The following is a 16873-nucleotide window of genomic DNA, read 5'->3' as shown; positions in this document are numbered from 1 at the left end:
GACGTAATCAGGACAGCGGATGTCGCTTCCGGGCGCGGTCTGGCCCTCTCTCAGACCACAGCCTTCAGAAGGTCACCCAGTCCCACGCGATGCAGCATCTCGGCCCGAATGCGATCCACGACCGCGAAGCTCACGTCGGCGCCGTCCTGCGTCGGGTCGTAGGTGACCCGGAACGGCCGTTCCCCTGCCGGCGCGTCGACGATGTCGACGATGCGGTCCGCGACGCCCTGAACGTCGGCATCTTCCGGCACGATCTCGGCAAAGGCCTTCTGGACCTGGGCGCCGAAGCCCTTGTACGGCCCGTCGGCCTCGTACTGGGCAAGCCGCGCAGCATCGGCAGGTTGACCGGCATTGGCAAAGTGGTTGGTGCCCTTGGTGAAGGCCCCTGGGACGACGATGCTGGTTTCGATGCCCCAGCGCGCGAGTTCGCGGGCGTACTGCACCGCCAGTGCGTCCATCGCAGCCTTGGCAGCGAAGTACGGCGCCAGATAAGGCGGCGTACCCCCGGCCACGCTCGAACTCGACACCCAGACCAGCAGGCCTCGGCGCGCGGTGCGCATGTGCGGCAATGCCGCCCGGTTGACACGCTGGGTGCCGAGGACGTTCACGTCGTATTGCTGAGCGAACTGCTCGGGCGTGAAGCTCTCGGCCGGCCCGAACATCATGTGACCGGCGTTGTGCACCAGCACGTCGATGCGGCCGCTCTGGGCGATGATCTTCGCGACGGCGGACTCCGCCGAACTGTCGGACTGCACGTCCAGTTCGATCGGGCGGATATCACTGCCCGCGATGGCGGCCATGGCCGCCGCGTTCCTGGCGTTGCGCCCCGCGACATCGCGCATGGAGCCGTAGACGGTGTGACCGGCCCGCGCGAGGGCTTCGGCGGTCAGACGGCCGAAGCCGCTCGAAGCGCCGGTGATGAGGATGACCTTGCTCATGATGTTCTCCTGGATGCAGACTCAGACCATGCCGCCGTTCGCACGCAGCACCTGGCCGTTGATCCAGGCGCCGTCGGGACCGGCGAGAAAGGCGACGGCGCTGGCGATGTCGGCCGGAGTGCCGAGACGCTCCAGCGGATTCGCCTTGGCGAGGCGGGCAATCAGTTCGTCCGACTTGCCGTTCAGGAACAGATCCGTTGCGGTCGGGCCTGGCGCCACGGCATTGACCGTGATCGAGCGGCCGCGCAGTTCCTTCGCAAGGATCGCGGTCATCGTCTCGACGGCGGCCTTGGTGGCAGCGTAGACACCGTAGGTTTCGGGCTTCAGTCCGACCACGCTGGTCGAGAGGTTGACGATGCGGCCGCCGTCGCGCAGGCGCCGCGCGGCCTGGCGCAGCGTGTTGAAGGTGCCCTTGAGGTTGACGGCGACCTGGCTGTCGAAGAGCGCGTCGTGGCTGTCGGCCAGCGAGGCCAGCTTCATGATGCCGGCGTTGTTGACCAGCACGTCCACACCCCCGAATGCCGCCTCCGCGGCATCGAACATCCGGACCACGGCGGCCGGGTCGCTCACGTCGGCCTGCGCGGTGATGGCGCGCCCGCCCGCGGCTTCGATCTTGCGGACGAGCTGCTCGGCTTCGGCGGCCTTGCCCGCGAAGTTGAGGGCGACGGTGAAACCGTCCCGGGCGAGACGTTCGGAGATGGCGGCTCCGATGCCGCGGGATGCGCCGGTAACGATGGCGACTTTCTGGTGGGTACTCATGGCGTTTGCTCCTTGAAGTTGCACCGCGTGCTTGCGGTGTGGAGCAACTATCGCAATTCGCGCTCCAGAGATAATCAGTCCGAATTGCACAGCACTGTTTACCAGGAACGAACAAAGCACCCGGAGGCTCCATGGATCGTTTTGACGCAATGCGCCTGTTTGCCCGCATCGTGGAGCGGCGCAGCTTCACGCTGGCCGCCAATGACATGGAGATCCCGCGCTCCACGGCGACCAAGGTGATCGCGGAGCTGGAAGCGCGTCTCGGCGTGAGGCTGCTGCAGCGGACGACACGCGTCGTGCGGCCCACGCTGGACGGCGAGGCCTTCCACCAGCGCTGCCTGCGCATCCTCGACGACGTGGAAGACGCGGAAGGCGCCTTCAAGGGTGTCCAGCCCAAGGGGCAGTTGCGCATCGAGGTCCAGGGCACGCTGGCGCGCCATTTCCTGCTGCCGGGCCTGCCCGGCTTCTTCGAGCGCTACCCGGGCATCCAGATCGCGATGAGCGAAAGCGACCGCTGGGTGGACCTCGTGCAGGAAGGTGTCGACTGCGCGCTGCGCTGGGGGCAGTTGCGCGACAGTGAACTGGCCGCGCGCCAGGTCGCTACCCTGCAACGGCTGACCTGTGCCACGCCGGCCTACCTGGAGAAGTTCGGCACGCCGGTCGGGATCGACGACCTGGGCGGACACCGCGTCATCGGGCTGCGCTCGATCACCACGGGACAGGTGACGCCGCTCGAGTTCCAGAGGGGCAAGGAACTGCAGTCCCTCTCGCTTTGCGGCGTGCTCACGGTAACGGGCACCGAGAGCTACCTGGCGAGCATTCGTCTCGGTCTTGGCCTCGCCCAGGTGCCGCGCTTTCACGTCGAGGAAGATCTGCGAAGCGGCCGCCTCGTCGAAATCCTCGCGGACACGCCGCCGCCCTCAGCCCCGGTGTCGCTGCTCTATGCCCGCAGCCGTCAGCTGTCGCCACGCGTACGTGCCTTCATTGACTGGGCCGCCGGAGAGTTCAATCGCCACGAAGCACCTCGCGCTCCTTGAATGCGCGGCCGCTACGCGACGCGCCGACCCATGTGATCCGCACAGATCTCGCGGCGGAATTCGAGGAAGGCCTCAATGCTCGCCTCGGCCGATGTTCGACTGGGCCGGCGGGAAATCCGAATGGCGAATCCAAGCCGTTGAACGAGGGGAGGACGATGTCGGTCCTGGTGAGCCCAACCAGCGAGTTCAGGATTGAGTTCTCGATGGGCGCCGACTTCGTACCGCAGGACACCCTCTCGCATACCTTGCGCCGCCATGGTGACTTCGTCATATGGGGCCCGGGCGTGTTTCATCGCGCCTTTGGCATCCAGCCGGCGTGCATACTCACGGTCCGATGGTCGTCGCCGCGGTAGGCAGCACCGCGGCCACCGTGAGCGAAACGAACAACGATGCGAGAGCCGAACTGATGGCAGTTCTGTCCAACCTCGAGCACGCTCTCCCTGGCGAAGTGCATGCGACGCTTGGACCGCCAGCGCAGGCTGCGGGACTGGATGCGCTCGCCAGCACCCTTGCAGAAGGCGACCAATTGCCAGATGACCTTCGAGTGTTGCTCGGCTGGCACGATGGAGGCTGGCTCCTCGATCTCTGTTCCGCCTCGCCGTCAAACGTTAAAGAGTTCATGAATCGTGCGTCTCTTACCCTCGCCCTTTGTCTCATCTCGCTTCCGGCGCATTCGGAGGGGGTGGCCGACAGCTACCCCATTCTGGCCATTCCTCGAGGTTCAAACGCCGATCCGTTGGTTCGGTACAAGCTAAACGACCGAGAGAAGGTGCTTTTCAAAGAGCCCCGGCCAAAGCATTGCCTTCTTCACGAGAGCAACCTTTAGCGAGTTTGAGCCTTGAGGTGGAACTGCTTCATCGGGCGGGCCTTCCTGCCGCAGTCAGAACAAATTCGAGGAGAAGATGATGTTTGGTTGGTTTAATCGACGCCGCACCCCCGCGTCAGGTCCGGACTTTCGGCATGTCGATTCGAGGGCAAAAGCAGAAGCTCTCCACGCCAAGGGCGAGTTGCGAAAACTGCTGCTCCTGCCGGCTGCTTTCGGTGGCGAGGACATCCCGCCGAACGTCGTCTACGTTCCTGCGTTCGCGCTCGGACTCAAGGAACAACTCGACCAGGGCATCGTCAGGCAACTGGTTCGCGACGGGAAAGCCACCCGCTACGCGGCAACGCCCGAGTACGAGGGCAAGAGCGTCATTCCTTCTCAAATCCGGGTTGCGGCAACTGAGCCTGGTCATTTCGAAGGAACGATTTCCATCTGGGGGAAGGCTGCTGAGAAGCGGCCCAGTGCTGCATCGCAGATCCAAGACCCGACCTGGCCCGCGTTCAGGCTGAGCTCGGCTTCTGTAGAAAGCATGGGGCCGGAAGATCTCGTCAGAGCCTTCATTTCGGACTACGACGCCTGGAATCGATACTCGCACCTGATGAGTGAGCGTGATGCGATCGCAGGCATCGACGCCGCCGAAGCCGCCTATGCCGAACTATCGCGGAAGTACTGCCCGCCGGGTCAGGTTCACCAACCAATCAGCTTTGGCAGTGACTCTTCACACGACAGCGAACGAGAGGCGATTGTTGATGTCGCGACCACGGACGATGCGAGTCTGGTCCGAACTCGCCACACGAAGAAGGTCGGGTCCCTTGTCATGGCGCGCGACCATGAGTTTCATCTGAAAAGGGCGGATGGTCGCTGGTACCTGACGAGCCTACTCTATGTCGATGAAGACGGAAAATACGAGGGGCTCTAATCGGCCCAAGACCGGCCGGTCGGCGGCGCTGCAGAATCAGCCCTTTTTACCGTTCGAGTCTATGACCCGTTGGCGGGTATCGTCGCTGGCGCAGCGGTCGGTGGCGCCACGGGGCTTGGAATCCAGCAACTTGAGTTCAACGCCCAGAACCAGGAGCAGGCGGCCAACTCAATCCTCCAGGCCAACACGGTGGATCCCCTACACATGGTCTCGGGTGAGCTGATCCTGAAGGGGTGCTGCGATCCGCATCCACAGCCCGGCGACACGATCCGATTTGAAGTCACCGCGAACGGGAAAACCTCGGTGTTTGGCGGAAGTGCACGCAGCCGACGTGCGGGACCGTGCCGCGGGGCTGGTTCGCATCGCGGCTCCGATGGTGATCGCGAGTGCCATCCTGCCGCCCCTCGTTCGTCGCTACACACAGCATCGGCCCAAGGTGGTGGTTCGCATCCGGGATGCCGCGGTCGAACGGCTCGTCGATCTGGTGGCACAGGGCGACGTCGACCTGGCGATCGGGCCCGATCGTCCCACCAGCGAAGATGTAGCCCGTACCAGCGTCTTCGAGAGCCCCTGGGTGCGTTGGTGCGCGCCCGATCACCCGCTTGCGAAGAAGCGACAGTTGCGCTGGAGCGATCTTCGCCACCAGCCGCTCGTGACCGCCGGCCGGGATCACGAACGCAGCGTTGCGCAGATGCGCCTGAACCTGCCGGAAGACGAGCGCATCGTGCCGATCGACGTGGTCGACAACATCTCCACGGCGCTCGGCATAGCGGCCGAAGGCCTCGCGGCCACGCTGTCGCCGGCCTATGTCGGCATCTGGGCCGAGCAGCGCTGGGGGCTCGTGAAGCGCCGCGTGATCGATCCCGAGGTGATGCGTGAGGTCTGCCTTTATCGGCCCGTGCGCCGCGTGATCTCGCCGGCGGCCGAGGGGTTCGCCGAGGCCCTGACCGATTGGGTGCGAAGCGATGCGATCAAGAAGGGGCGCCGCGTGCCCCTTCGCCCGGCGCGGAACTAGCAGCCTTGGCATGTCGGCATGGCCAGGCGTCCGCCAGCGGCGCTGCGCAGCCGCCGGGCCGAGCCGCCGGCCTGCGCCACGATGCGCTCGACGTCGAAGGCGACCAGCTTGCCACCGCGCTTGAGGATGCGACCGTCGACCATGACGGTATCGACACAGGCCCGCCTTGCGCATCATCATGAGCGCTGACCGCGCGTCACCGGCCCGCGCCAGACGCAGGTCCGAGTAGGTCGAGAAGCTCAGCGGCGTGCGCGTTCGGGCCATGGCCGCAAGATCCTGCTCGTCGCCGACCGCGTAGTGGGCGATCAGCAGGTCCGGCCCAAGATAGCCGCGCCGCTCGTAGTCGTGGGCGTCGTTGATGTTCGGCGGTGACTGGCCCGTGTGAATGGCGCGCGGGATGCCGCGCTTCATCACCATCTCCATCTCCTGATGGAAGACCGAGAGCTCGCTTTGGCTCATGGCGCGCAGGTTGACGCCCAGGTGAACGACGCCATCGAACGCGCGCCGCCGTAGCTTCGCGTCGCACTGGCGCATGCGCCCAGGAGTCCTGAGGCACCGAGGGCCGCGGCCGCAAGTCCGCGATGAAAATGTCGCCTGTTGATCATGGGCAGCGTGACCTCGCTTTTGCTCATGCCTGGGGATCGAGGACGATCGCCGCCTCCTGGAGCGAGCAGCCGCGCTCGCGCGCGCTTCGGGTCAAGCGTTGCATTTCGAGGTGAGCCGTATGCTTGCGCGGCAAAAGTGAGACGCCGCCAAGCGCCGCAGAACTCCTTGCAAATGCCAGGCGTGTGCTTCAACTGAAGACGCCGTTGCGGGCTAGGGGCCGTGAATTGCGGGGCAAACTTTCAGCGATGTGATGGCTTCCGAAAAGCCGGTTTGAGTCAAGCACTTAGCGACAGGCATTGGGGCAGACTCTATTCTCTTTTAGGACTCTTGATGAATGCGACCGGCATCCATGCCCAGCGGCACATTCGCGCTGCGGCGCTGGCCCACTATTTCGAAGTCGCCGATGCCGCGGGACTCAACCCGCAGCCGCTGCTGCGTCGGGCCGGGCTGTCTCGCCGGATGCTGGTCGACCCGGAGCAGCGCATCCCTTTGGCCGCTGCGCTGCAGTTGCTGGAGGAGTCGGCAGAGGCCAGTGGACTTGCCGACTTCGGCTTGCGGATGGCGCAGGCCAGGCGGCTTTCCGATCTGGGAGCGCTCAGCCTCTTGCTGACCCACTTGCCCAGCTTGCGTGCCGTGCTTCAGACACTGATCCACAGCCGGCAACTGGTGGGCGGCACGCTTGCGCTGGCCATGGTCGAAACCGGCAAGTCCACGGCAATCCGCGAGGAGTTGGTCGGACCCGCAGCGGCGCGTTCGCGCCAGGCAACCGAACTCGCGCTCGGTGTCCTGTTCCGCCTCTGCGCCGACTTGCCCGGCCAGCGCTGGAACCCTCAGAGCGTCAACTTCCGCCATGCCGCTCCGGCCGACATCCATCGGCACCGGCAACTCTTCGACTGCAGATTGAAATTTGGCAGCGAGTTCAACGGCATCGTCTGCGCGACGGCCGACCTCGACCGCCCGAACGCGCTGGCCGACCCCGTCCTTGCCGCCTACGCGCGGCGCCTCGTCGACGTACCCGGCGACGCGGGGGAGGACAGCCTCGCACAAACCGTACGGAAGGTCCTGTACGTGCAACTTCCGCTGGGACGGACGTCGATCGAGCAGGTCGCACAGGGCTTGGGGCTGCACGTTCGGACCTTGCAGCGCCAGTTGTCTGCGGACCGAGTTGCTTTTTCAGAGCTGGTCAACGAGGTCCGGCGCGACCTGGCGTTGCGCTATATGGCCCAGCCCGAGCACAGCCTGACGCGCGTGGCCGAACTGCTCGGCTATGGCCAACTCAGCTCGTTCACCCGCTGGTTCATCAGCCAGTTCCAGGAGACTCCCTCCGAGTGGAGACGCCGGATCTAGTCTTCTTCCAGGCGTCCACCAATACTCAGGCCATCTTCCTCAAACTTCGCGTCACCAAGTTGGTGATCAACGCATGGGCTGCCGCAAAGTCGCCATCGTCCAGGCGCTGCTTGCCGACAAACAGCGCGAACTGGGGTGCCAGGTCCGCGTAGGCCTGGGTGGCCGACCAGATGACGAACATCAGGTGGGTGAAATCGACCTTCTCGATGAGCCCTTGCCGTGCCCATCGTTCAAACGCTCGCACGTCGGCGCGAAGTTTGGGAATCACACGTTGGGCCAACTTGTCGGCATAACGCGGCGCACCGGCCATGATCTCGCGGGTAAAGACGGCCGAGCCACTGGGACGGTCCCGCGAGAAGCACAGCTTGGCGCTGATGTAGCTGCTGATCGCGGTCTCGGGATCGTTCTTCCTGGCCATCACGTCCATGCTGGCGAGCCAGGACTCCAGCACGGCGTCAAGCACGGCGACGTACAGCTCGTCCTTGCTTGAGAAGTAGTACAGCATGTTCTGACGACTGATGCCGAGCTCGGCAGCGATGCTATCCAGCGACACACCCTCGAAGCCGAAGCGAGCGAACTGACGCTCGGCTTCCAGCAGGATCAGCTCCTGCTTGCGCAGGCGCGCAGCCCGCGGCGCGCGCGGCGCGACGCGCGGGTCGGCAACGGTGGCTCGATTGCGACGAGGGGAGGCAGACCCACGTGTGGAGGAAGTGCTCATGACGTGATTGTCCTTGGTTCCGTCACAAGGGTTTTTACTATCCAGTAAATCTTTTCTGGATAGTAAATTTTCCCGCTTCCACGCATCAACTTCAGACAAAAGGAAGCAAGCCATGCGAATCGGAGTACCAAGGAAATCAAGGTCCGGGAGCCCGCGCCGGGCTGACGCCCGCCAAGGTGAGAACCGGGCCATCGCCAGCGCTTCGGCATGAGTCTTGCTGAGACCGCCACAAGGAGAAGCCCCATGGAGACACCCTCCACCCGCACCTGCGGCATTCACGCCGCTCGCCTGAATCTGGCCGACTACGCCACGAACTTCGGCGATGCCCATCCGCCCTTGAAGCGCGCCCAGGCGCTGATCGAGGCCGAGCGCTGCTACTACTGCTTTGACGCACCCTGCACCGCGGCCTGCCCGACGGGCATCGACATCCCCACCTTCATCCAGCGCATTGCCCAGGACAACAACCGCGGCTCGGCACGCGCGATCCTCGAGGCCAACCCGCTCGGCGGAATGTGCGCCCGTGTGTGCCCCACCGAGGTGCTGTGCGAGCAGGCCTGCGTGCGCAACACCAACGAGGAGAAGCCGGTGGAGATCGGCGCGCTGCAGCGCTATGCCACCGATGCCTACTTCGCCAATCCGGGTGCGCCGCTCTTCACGCGCGCGGCTTCGACGGGCTTGCGCATTGCAGTGGTCGGGGCGGGCCCGGCGGGGCTGGCCTGTGCCCATGGGCTGGCGCGCCGGGGCCATTCAGTTGCGCTGTTCGACGCCCGCCCCAAGCTTGGCGGGCTGAACGAGTACGGCCTGGCCACCTACAAGACGGCCGGCGACTTCGCGCAGCGGGAAGTCGAGTGGCTGCTGTCGATCGGCGGCATCGAGGTCCACAACGGCCAGCAACTGGGACGCGACTTCACGCTCGACAGCCTGCTCGTCCGGTTCGACGCCGTGTTCCTGGGCATGGGCCTCGTGGGCGTCAATGCACTTGGCATTGCCGAGCCGCAGGTTCCCGGCCTGCGCGATGCCGTGGAGTTCATTGCCGAACTGCGCCAAGCCGCCAGTCCGGCCGAGGTGCCGGTGGGACGGAGCGTGGTCGTCATCGGTGGCGGCATGACCGCCGTGGACGCAGCGGTGCAGTCGCGCCTGCTCGGCGCCGAGCACGTGACCATCGTCTACCGGCGCGGGCCCGAATCCATGTCGGCTTCAACCGTCGAGCAACGCTGGGCGCAGACCCACGGCGTGACGATCCGCCACTGGGCCGCACCCAAGGAAGTCATGAGCGAAGGCGGCGTGCTGCGCGGCATGCGCTTTGCGGCCACCGCGATGAAGGAAGGCAAGCTGGTCGAGACCGGCGAGTGCTTCACGCTCGAAGCCGACATGGTGCTCAGGGCGATCGGCCAGACCTATGTCGCCGAGTCCGCTGGCGCGGCCATCGAACTCAAGGGAGGGCGCATTCTCACCGATGAAGACGGCCGGACCAGCCTCGCCCGCGTCTGGGCTGGCGGCGACTGCCGCCACGGTGGGCGCGACCTGACCGTGGAAGCGGTCGAACATGGCAAGCGTTCTGCCGTGTCCATCGATCTGGCGCTGCGCAATCCTGCTGCAGCGGCTCAATCCCAACGGACCCTGGAGACCCAGCATGGCTGATCTGCGCACCGACTTCGTGGGCATCAAGAGCCCGAACCCGTTCTGGCTCGCGTCGGCGCCGCCCACCGACAAGGAAATCAACGTCACCCGCGCCTTCGAGGCGGGCTGGGGCGGCGTGGTCTGGAAGACGCTGGGTGAAGACCCGGCGGTGGTCAACGTCAACGGGCCGCGCTATTCGACGCTCATGTCGCAGGATCGCCGTGTCATCGGTCTGAACAACATCGAGCTGATCACCGATCGGCCGCTGCGCACCAACCTGGACGAGATCCGGCGCGTCAAGCGCAACTGGCCCGATCGCGCCATGGTGGTGTCCTTGATGGTCCCGGTGGTGGAGGAGTCCTGGAAGCGCATCCTCCCGATGGTCGAAGACGTGGGCGCCGACGGCATCGAGCTGAACTTCGGCTGTCCGCACGGCATGAGCGAGCGCGGCATGGGCGCTGCCGTCGGCCAGGTACCCGAGTACATCCAGCGCGTCACCGAGTGGTGCAAGCACTACTCGACCTTGCCGACCATCGTCAAACTCACGCCCAACATCACCGACGTGCGCTACCCCGCGCGTGCGGCCAAGGCCGGCGGCGCCGATGCGGTGTCGCTGATCAACACCATCAACTCGGTGATGGGCGTCGACCTCGATCGCATGGTCATGAGCCCGAGCACCGACGGCTGGGGCTCGCACGGGGGCTACTGCGGTCCGGCGGTCAAGCCGATCGCGCTCAACATGGTGGCCGAGATCGCGCGCGATCCGACCACCGCCGGCCTGCCCATATCAGGCATCGGTGGCGTCACCACCTGGCGTGACGCGGCCGAGTTCATCGCGCTGGGGTGCGGCACGGTGCAAGTCTGCACGGCCGCCATGGTCTACGGCTTCAGGATCGTGCAGGACATGTGCGACGGCCTGTCCAACTTCATGGACCAGCAGGGCTTGCGCTCGATCGAAGAATTCCGCGGCGCCGCGGTCGGGACCGTCAAGGACTGGAAGTCGCTCAACCTGAACCACATCGACAAGGCAGTCATCAACCAGGACTCGTGCATCCAGTGCGGCCGCTGCCACGTGGTGTGCGAGGACACCTCGCACCAGGCGATCACGGCCACCAGGGACGGCAAGCGCCACTTCGAGGTCAAGGAGGAGGAGTGCGTCGGCTGCAACCTCTGCGTGTCGATCTGCCCGGTACCCAACACCATCACGATGCGCTCGCTCGCGGCCGGCGAAATCGACAAGCGCACCGGCCTTCGCGTCAGCGGCGAATACGCCAACTGGACCACCCACCCCAATAACCCGATGCGCGTGAACACCGAGGCGGCCAGCACGGCCTGAGAACCCACCGCATGAGCCGCCCGGCCGCTCCGAAGGCGAATACCGAAGCGCTGCTGCGCGAAGGTACTCCAATGGCCCCTGATCACCGAGCCGCAACCCCACTGGAATCACCAGGAAACAAAACCATGCCTACTGACAGTCACTTCAGCGCGCGCCACGAGCTCTGGAACGAGGACCTGGCGCCCACCAGCACTTTGCAGCGCACCTGGCGCTGGTACCACTTCGCTGCCCTCTGGGTGGGCATGGTGATGTGCATCCCGGCCTACACCCTGGCCGCCAGCCTGATCGACAGCGGCATGTCCTGGCAGCAGGCCGTCGGCACCGTGTTTCTCGGCAACCTGATCGTGCTGGTGCCGATGCTGCTGATCGGCCATGCGGGCGCCAAGTACGGCATTCCGTATGCCGTGCTGGCGCGCGCCTCGTTCGGCACCCGCGGCGCGCGGCTGCCGGCGGTGCTGCGCGCGCTGGTGGCCTGCGGCTGGTACGGCATCCAGACCTGGTTCGGCGGCATGATGATCTACACCCTGATCGGTGTTCTGCTCGGCCACCCGCTGGCGGGCGACAAGATCGCAGGGCTGGGCATCAACTTCGGCCAGCTGGCCTGCTTCCTCGTGTTCTGGGCCATCCAGTTCTACTTCGTGGTGCACGGCATCGAGTCCATCCGCAAGCTCGAGACCTATACCGCTCCGATCAAGATCCTCATCTGCTTCGTGCTGCTGGTCTGGGCCTACAGGCAGGCGGGCGGCTTCGGCCCCATCCTCCAGCAGCCTTCGCAATTCGTCGAGGGCGGCAAGAAGGCCGGCCAGTTCAGCGCCGTGTTCTGGCCCTCGCTGACCGCCATGGTCGGTTTCTGGGCCACGCTGGCCCTGAACATTCCCGACTTCACGCGCTTTGCCAAATCGCAGCGCGACCAGTTCATCGGTCAGGCCGTGGGCCTGCCCGCGCCGATGGGCCTGCTGGCGGCGCTGGCGGTGTTCGTGACGTCGGCCACCGTGGTGATCTACGGCAAGGCGCTGTGGGACCCGGTCGACCTGGCCAGCCGCATGACCGGCGCTGCGGTGCTGATCGCCCTGATCGTCCTGCTGATCGACACCGTGAGCGTGAATCTCGCGGCCAATCTGGTCGGACCGGCCTACGACTTTTCGGCGCTGAGCCCGCGTCGCATCAGCTACAAGGTCGGCGGCTACATCACGGTGGGCATTGCGATCGCGATCATGCCGTGGAAGATCCTCGAATCGACGCAAGGCTATATCTTCACCTGGCTGATCGGCTACTCGGCCCTGCTCGGTCCGGTGGCGGGCATCCTGATCGTCGACTACTACCTGCTGCGCCGAACCGAGCTGCAGGTCGATGAGCTCTATCGCGAGGGTGGCCAGTACAGCTACCGCGGCGGCTGGAACTGGGTGGCCGTGCTGGCCTTCGTGCTGGGTGTGCTGCCCAACCTGCCGGGCTTCCTGGGCGCGGCCTTCCCGCAGAGCTTCCCCGACGTCGGCGATCTGTTCCGGCAGATCTACACCTACGCCTGGTTCGTCGGACTGGGCATCGCCGCCGCGGTCTACCGCGTCGGCATGGCCGGCAAGGTAGGCGCAGAGCGCACGGCCCTCGGCCGCGCATGATGAAACCGGCCGCCCCCGGACCGGCGGCCTCATTTCCGGAGCAAGCCTCATGAGTTCAGCCCTTTTGATTCGCGGCGGCACGGTGGTCAACGCCGATCGCGAGTTCGCCGCCGATGTCCTGTGCCTGGACGGCCGCATCGCAGCCGTCGGCGCCGACCTGCAGCCCCAGGCCCCGTCAGGTACGCAGACGCTGGACGCCAGCGGCCAGTACCTGCTGCCCGGCGGCATCGACCCGCACACCCACATGCAGCTGCCATTCATGGGCACGGTGACGATGGACGACTTCTACAGCGGCACGGCGGCCGGCCTGGCGGGCGGCACGACCAGCATCATCGACTTCGTGATTCCCGATCCCCGGCAGCCGCTGATGGAGGCCTACCGCACCTGGCGCGGCTGGGCCGAGAAGGCGGCGGCCGACTACGGTTTCCATGTCGCCATCACCTGGTGGGATGACAGCGTGCATCGCGACATGGCCACGCTGGTGCAGCAGGAAGGCATCAACAGCTTCAAGCACTTCATGGCCTACAAGAACGCCATCATGTGCGACGACGAGACGCTGGTGAACAGCTTTCGCCGGGCGCTCGAGCTCGGCGCCATGCCCACAGTGCATGCCGAGAACGGCGAACTGGTCTACCTGCTGCAACAGGAGGTGGCCAAGATGGGCATCACCGGGCCCGAAGGCCATCCGCTGGCGCGCCCGCCCATGGTCGAGGGCGAGGCTGCGAATCGTGCAATCGCCATCGCCGACGTGCTGGGCGTGCCGATCTACGTCGTCCATGTCTCGTGCATCGAGTCGGCCGACGCCATCGCCCGCGCCCGCGCGCGCGGCCAGCGCGTCTACGGCGAAGTGCTGGCCGGCCATCTGCTGATCGACGACAGCGTCTACCGCCATCCCGACTTCGCCACGGCCGCGGCCCATGTGATGAGCCCACCGTTCCGGCCCCGCATCCACCAGGAGGCGTTGTGGCGCGGCCTCCAGTCGGGCCAGTTGCACACCACTGCCACCGACCACTGCACCTTCTGCGCGGCGCAGAAGGCCGCCGGCCGCGAGAATTTCGCCCAGATTCCCAACGGCTGCGGCGGCATCGAGGAGCGCCTGTCGGTGATCTGGGACGCCGGCGTCAACAGCGGAAGGCTGACACCCAGCGAGTTCGTCGCCGTGACCTCGGCCAATGCGGCCAAGCTCTTCAACATCTATCCGCAAAAGGGCTGCATCACGGCCGGTGCCGACGCCGACCTCGTGCTATGGGATCCGCAAGGCAGCAAGACGATCTCGGCCAGGACCCAGCATTCCAGGGGCGACTTCAACATCTTTGAAGGGCGCTCGGTGCGCGGCATTGCCAGCCACACCATCAGCCGCGGCCGCGTGGTCTACGCCAACGGCGATCTGCGCGCCGAGCAAGGGCGCGGCCGCTACCTCAAGCGCCCGGCCTTCGGTGCCAATTTCCAAGCTGCGGCCAGGCGTGCGCAAGAGCTCACGCCGACCGCGGTGCAACGCTGAACAGAGGACTCCCATGGACACGAACACGGCCACGGCCATCCACCAACTGCGCATCGATGGCGAGCGACTGTGGGCCTCGCTGATGGAATTGGCCCGAATTGGCGCTACCCCCAAAGGCGGCGTGTGCCGCCTGACGCTGACCGACCTGGACAAGCAGGGTCGCGACCTGGTCACCGGCTGGGCGCGCGAGGCCGGCATGACCGTGAGGATCGACAAGATCGGCAATGTCTTCATGCGCCGCCCGGGCCGCGACAACAGCCTGCCGCCCATCGTCACCGGCAGCCACATCGACACCCAGCCCACCGGCGGCAAGTTCGACGGCAACTACGGCGTGCTGGCCGGCATCGAGGTGGTGCGCACCCTGAACGACCACGGCATCGAAACCGAGGCGCCGATCGAAGTGGCCTTCTGGACCAACGAAGAGGGCTCGCGCTTCGTTCCGGTGATGATGGGTTCGGGCGTGTTCGCCAAGGCCTTCACGCTCGACCATGCCTATGCAGCCACCGATACCGAGGGCAAGACGGTCAGGGGCGAGCTCGAGCGCATCGGCTACCTCGGCACCGAGGAACCTGGCGCCCACCCGATCGGCGCGTACTTCGAAACCCACATCGAGCAGGGGCCGGTGCTCGAGGACAACGACAAGACCATCGGCGTGGTGACCGGCGTCCTGGGCATTCGCTGGTACGACTGCACCGTCATCGGCATGGAAGCGCACGCCGGCCCGACACCGATGGCACTGCGCAAGGATGCACTGCAGGTCGCGTCCCGGCTGATGCAGGAGGTGGTGGCCTGCGCGCATCGCCACCCGCCGCACGGCCGCGGCACCGTCGGCATGGTGCAGGTGCATCCGAACAGCCGCAACGTGATTCCGGGCCAGGTCAAGTTCTCGATCGACCTGCGCAATGCCAGCGACGAACTGTGCGACGCCATGGACGCCGACATTCGCACCGTGGCTGCCAGGCTGAGCGGCGAGACCGGCCTGTCCATCCGGATTGACCAGGTATCGGGCTATCCGGCGCAGCGCTTCCATGCAGAGTGTGTGGACGCAGTTGCGCGCGCGGCGGAAAAACTCGGCTACAGCAACATGCGCGCGGTTTCAGGCGCCGGCCACGACGCCGTCTATATGGCGCGCCTGGCACCGACCGGAATGATCTTCATCCCATGCAAGGACGGCATCAGCCACAACGAAATCGAGGACGCCAAGCCCGAGCACATCAAGGCCGGTTGCAACGTGCTGCTGCACGCCATGCTTGAACGCGCCGGCGTGGCAGGATAGTTGTACGAGCGTCGAGCATGGCGATCGGATTCATCGCCAGCGCACGTGCGATGGCCACGCGCTGCTGCTGACCACCCGAGAGCTGGTTTGGTTTCCCTGGCTGCCTTCAGCGTTGCAAGAGTCTGAGAAGGGTGTTGGCGACGACCTGCGTGGCCTGCCGCAGTTCGGCCAGTGGAACGCGCTCGTCGGCCCGGTGGCCGTTTGCCTCGAGCAGCGACTCGGGGCCGGCGCCGTACATCACGGTGGGAATGCCGGCCTCGCTGTACAGGCGCGCATCGGTGTACAGCGGCACACCGATCGGCGTGACCTGCTTGCCCATCACCGCGCTGGCTTCGCTGCACATGAGCTCGGCCAGTTCCGCCGCGCCGGGTGCCGGCGCAAAGGGCCGCGCCAGCAGGATGCGGCGGATGTCGACGGTGATGCCCGGCAGGCCGCGGCAGGCCGACTCGATGACTTCATGCAGCTCGGCTTCCACAGCCTCGGGCGATTCCTCTGGCACGATGCGCCGGTCGATGCGCAGGCTGAGGCGGTCGGCCACGACGTTGGTGTTGATCCCGCCTTCGATCAGGCCGACCACCAAGGTCGGATGCGTGATGCCCGGCGTCTGCGAGGGCCGACCGGCCAGCGCGTCGCGGTGGCGGTACAGGGCGGGCAGCAGCGTGGCGGCGGCCTCTATCGCGTCATGGCCGGTGTCGGGGCGCGCCGCGTGCGCGGACTTGCCTCGCAGCGTCACCTCCAGATGCAGGCAGCCGTTGTGCGCGACCACCACATGGTGTGAAAAGGCGGCGGACAGCACATAGTCGGGCCGGCTCAGGCCTTGGGACAGGATCCAGCCCGGACCGGTCATGCCGCCGGTTTCCTCGTCGTAGGTCAGGTGCAGCTCGAGGCTGCCCGACAGGGGCACGCCTTCGGCGGCAGCTTGCTTGAGCGCACGCATTGCGAAGGCGTAGGTGGTGAAGTCGGACTTCGACACCGCGGCGCCACGGCCGTAGAGCCAGCCGTCCCGCACTTCGCCGCCGTAAGGGTCGGTGCTCCAGCCCTCGCCGGGGGGCACCACGTCGCCGTGGGCATTGAGCGCCACGACAGGTCCGCCTTCGCCGAAGCGTTCGCGCACGATCAGGTTGAGTACGCTGCGCATGCCGTGCTGCGCAGCCACTTCCGGCGGCACGGGATGGCGCTCGACCTCGAAGCCCATGGCCCCGAGCAGGCCGGCTGTGAGATTGGCATGCGGTGCGCAGTCGCCCGGTGGGTTGTCGGACGGGCATTGCACCAGGCGGGCGAGGGTCTGAACCTGCTCGTCGAAATGCGCTTCGATGAATTGGCGCAGGATGGCCTTTGCGGCGGAGGTGTCGGTCATGGCTT

General features: G+C 65.9%; 15 protein-coding genes and 1 pseudogene. 10 read left to right on the top strand and 6 right to left on the bottom strand.

The genetic code is table 11. The annotated features are described in order from the left end of the window. Window positions 1-50: 50 nt before the first annotated feature. Both VAR608DRAFT_RS03195 and VAR608DRAFT_RS03190 read right to left on the bottom strand, forming a co-directional pair. The gene (locus VAR608DRAFT_RS03195) at window positions 51-938 is read right to left on the bottom strand and encodes an SDR family oxidoreductase (RefSeq protein WP_088952750.1); all 888 of its coding nucleotides are present in this window, start codon (window positions 936-938) and stop codon (window positions 51-53) included. Between the two features lie 21 nt (window positions 939-959). Then, complete coding sequence (locus VAR608DRAFT_RS03190) at window positions 960-1697, bottom strand: SDR family oxidoreductase (protein ID WP_088952749.1); 738 nt, start codon at window positions 1695-1697, stop codon at window positions 960-962. A 131-nt stretch (window positions 1698-1828) separates the two neighbouring features. Between VAR608DRAFT_RS03190 and VAR608DRAFT_RS03185 the strand changes: the two genes are divergently transcribed. From VAR608DRAFT_RS03185 to VAR608DRAFT_RS03170, 4 genes are all read left to right on the top strand, one after another. Beyond that, window positions 1829-2734, top strand: a complete 906-nt coding sequence (locus VAR608DRAFT_RS03185; RefSeq protein WP_088952748.1) for a LysR family transcriptional regulator — start codon at window positions 1829-1831, stop codon at window positions 2732-2734. Between the two features lie 370 nt (window positions 2735-3104). After that, window positions 3105-3560 (top strand): hypothetical protein, encoded by a 456-nt coding sequence (locus VAR608DRAFT_RS36715; RefSeq protein WP_157730586.1) that lies wholly within the window; start codon window positions 3105-3107, stop codon window positions 3558-3560. Window positions 3561-3636: 76 nt separating this feature from the next. Continuing rightward, a complete protein-coding gene (locus VAR608DRAFT_RS37550; protein ID WP_197700461.1) occupies window positions 3637-4476 on the top strand; it encodes a hypothetical protein in 840 nt (279 codons plus the stop codon). Between the two features lie 316 nt (window positions 4477-4792). After that, window positions 4793-5491: a LysR substrate-binding domain-containing protein gene (locus VAR608DRAFT_RS03170; protein ID WP_231973178.1), complete on the top strand. Its 699-nt coding sequence runs from the start codon at window positions 4793-4795 to the stop codon at window positions 5489-5491. On the opposite strand, the gene VAR608DRAFT_RS36710 is transcribed toward VAR608DRAFT_RS03170, so the two are convergent. Continuing rightward, window positions 5488-5634 (bottom strand): hypothetical protein, encoded by a 147-nt coding sequence (locus VAR608DRAFT_RS36710; protein ID WP_157730584.1) that lies wholly within the window; start codon window positions 5632-5634, stop codon window positions 5488-5490. The two genes, VAR608DRAFT_RS03170 and VAR608DRAFT_RS36710, sit on opposite strands and share 4 nt — an antisense overlap. A gap of 793 nt (window positions 5635-6427) precedes the next feature. Between VAR608DRAFT_RS36710 and VAR608DRAFT_RS03165 the strand changes: the two genes are divergently transcribed. Further along, window positions 6428-7444, top strand: a complete 1017-nt coding sequence (locus tag VAR608DRAFT_RS03165; protein WP_088952746.1) for an AraC family transcriptional regulator — start codon at window positions 6428-6430, stop codon at window positions 7442-7444. A 25-nt stretch (window positions 7445-7469) separates the two neighbouring features. Here VAR608DRAFT_RS03165 and VAR608DRAFT_RS03160 read toward each other — a convergent pair whose 3' ends face one another. Then, entirely contained in the window at window positions 7470-8162 is a 693-nt protein-coding gene (locus tag VAR608DRAFT_RS03160) for a TetR/AcrR family transcriptional regulator (protein WP_088952745.1), read from the bottom strand. 243 nt (window positions 8163-8405) lie between these two features. Here VAR608DRAFT_RS03160 and VAR608DRAFT_RS03155 point away from each other — a divergent pair, with 243 nt between their 5' ends. The 5 genes from VAR608DRAFT_RS03155 to VAR608DRAFT_RS03135 all read left to right on the top strand — a co-directional run bounded on the left by VAR608DRAFT_RS03155 (window position 8406) and on the right by VAR608DRAFT_RS03135 (window position 15511). Further along, window positions 8406-9803 carry an NAD(P)-dependent oxidoreductase gene (locus VAR608DRAFT_RS03155; protein ID WP_088952744.1) on the top strand — a complete coding sequence of 466 codons (1398 nt, stop codon included), beginning with the start codon at window positions 8406-8408 and terminating at the stop codon, window positions 9801-9803. Beyond that, entirely contained in the window at window positions 9796-11118 is a 1323-nt protein-coding gene (gene preA, locus VAR608DRAFT_RS03150; protein ID WP_088952743.1) for an NAD-dependent dihydropyrimidine dehydrogenase subunit PreA, read from the top strand. The genes VAR608DRAFT_RS03155 and preA overlap by 8 nt, the downstream gene beginning before the upstream one ends. Window positions 11119-11243: 125 nt before the next feature. Beyond that, window positions 11244-12734 carry an NCS1 family nucleobase:cation symporter-1 gene (locus VAR608DRAFT_RS03145; RefSeq protein ID WP_088952742.1) on the top strand — a complete coding sequence of 497 codons (1491 nt, stop codon included), beginning with the start codon at window positions 11244-11246 and terminating at the stop codon, window positions 12732-12734. Window positions 12735-12783: 49 nt separating this feature from the next. Next, window positions 12784-14235, top strand: a complete 1452-nt coding sequence (gene hydA / locus VAR608DRAFT_RS03140; RefSeq protein ID WP_088952741.1) for a dihydropyrimidinase — start codon at window positions 12784-12786, stop codon at window positions 14233-14235. 13 nt (window positions 14236-14248) lie between these two features. After that, window positions 14249-15511: a Zn-dependent hydrolase gene (locus VAR608DRAFT_RS03135; RefSeq protein WP_088952740.1), complete on the top strand. Its 1263-nt coding sequence runs from the start codon at window positions 14249-14251 to the stop codon at window positions 15509-15511. A gap of 13 nt (window positions 15512-15524) precedes the next feature. Here the strand turns inward: VAR608DRAFT_RS03135 and VAR608DRAFT_RS37775 are convergent. Both VAR608DRAFT_RS37775 and VAR608DRAFT_RS03125 read right to left on the bottom strand, forming a co-directional pair. Beyond that, window positions 15525-15602 (bottom strand): annotated as a pseudogene (locus VAR608DRAFT_RS37775) (ATP-binding cassette domain-containing protein); the annotation flags it as partial. A gap of 15 nt (window positions 15603-15617) precedes the next feature. Then, window positions 15618-16868, bottom strand: a complete 1251-nt coding sequence (locus VAR608DRAFT_RS03125; RefSeq protein WP_088952739.1) for a M20/M25/M40 family metallo-hydrolase — start codon at window positions 16866-16868, stop codon at window positions 15618-15620. Between the last annotated feature and the right edge of the window lie 5 nt (window positions 16869-16873).

Origin of the sequence: Variovorax sp. HW608 (assembly GCF_900090195.1) — a bacterium.
Classification (GTDB): Bacteria; Pseudomonadota; Gammaproteobacteria; order Burkholderiales; family Burkholderiaceae_C; genus Variovorax.
Note: the sequence above shows the minus strand (reverse complement) of the source record. Positions and strands in the feature narration are given on the sequence as shown.

Coding starts and splice junctions, on each gene's coding strand:
- VAR608DRAFT_RS03165 (WP_088952746.1), top strand. CDS start 6,428: ATGAATGCGACCGGCATCCATGCCCAGCGGCACATTCGCGCTGCGGCG.
- hydA (WP_088952741.1), top strand. CDS start 12,784: ATGAGTTCAGCCCTTTTGATTCGCGGCGGCACGGTGGTCAACGCCGAT.
- VAR608DRAFT_RS03190 (WP_088952749.1), bottom strand. CDS start 1,697: ATGAGTACCCACCAGAAAGTCGCCATCGTTACCGGCGCATCCCGCGGC.
- VAR608DRAFT_RS03135 (WP_088952740.1), top strand. CDS start 14,249: ATGGACACGAACACGGCCACGGCCATCCACCAACTGCGCATCGATGGC.
- VAR608DRAFT_RS03185 (WP_088952748.1), top strand. CDS start 1,829: ATGGATCGTTTTGACGCAATGCGCCTGTTTGCCCGCATCGTGGAGCGG.
- VAR608DRAFT_RS03145 (WP_088952742.1), top strand. CDS start 11,244: ATGCCTACTGACAGTCACTTCAGCGCGCGCCACGAGCTCTGGAACGAG.
- preA (WP_088952743.1), top strand. CDS start 9,796: ATGGCTGATCTGCGCACCGACTTCGTGGGCATCAAGAGCCCGAACCCG.
- VAR608DRAFT_RS36710 (WP_157730584.1), bottom strand. CDS start 5,634: ATGGTCGACGGTCGCATCCTCAAGCGCGGTGGCAAGCTGGTCGCCTTC.
- VAR608DRAFT_RS03155 (WP_088952744.1), top strand. CDS start 8,406: ATGGAGACACCCTCCACCCGCACCTGCGGCATTCACGCCGCTCGCCTG.
- VAR608DRAFT_RS03195 (WP_088952750.1), bottom strand. CDS start 938: ATGAGCAAGGTCATCCTCATCACCGGCGCTTCGAGCGGCTTCGGCCGT.
- VAR608DRAFT_RS37550 (WP_197700461.1), top strand. CDS start 3,637: ATGATGTTTGGTTGGTTTAATCGACGCCGCACCCCCGCGTCAGGTCCG.
- VAR608DRAFT_RS03160 (WP_088952745.1), bottom strand. CDS start 8,162: ATGAGCACTTCCTCCACACGTGGGTCTGCCTCCCCTCGTCGCAATCGA.
- VAR608DRAFT_RS03125 (WP_088952739.1), bottom strand. CDS start 16,868: ATGACCGACACCTCCGCCGCAAAGGCCATCCTGCGCCAATTCATCGAA.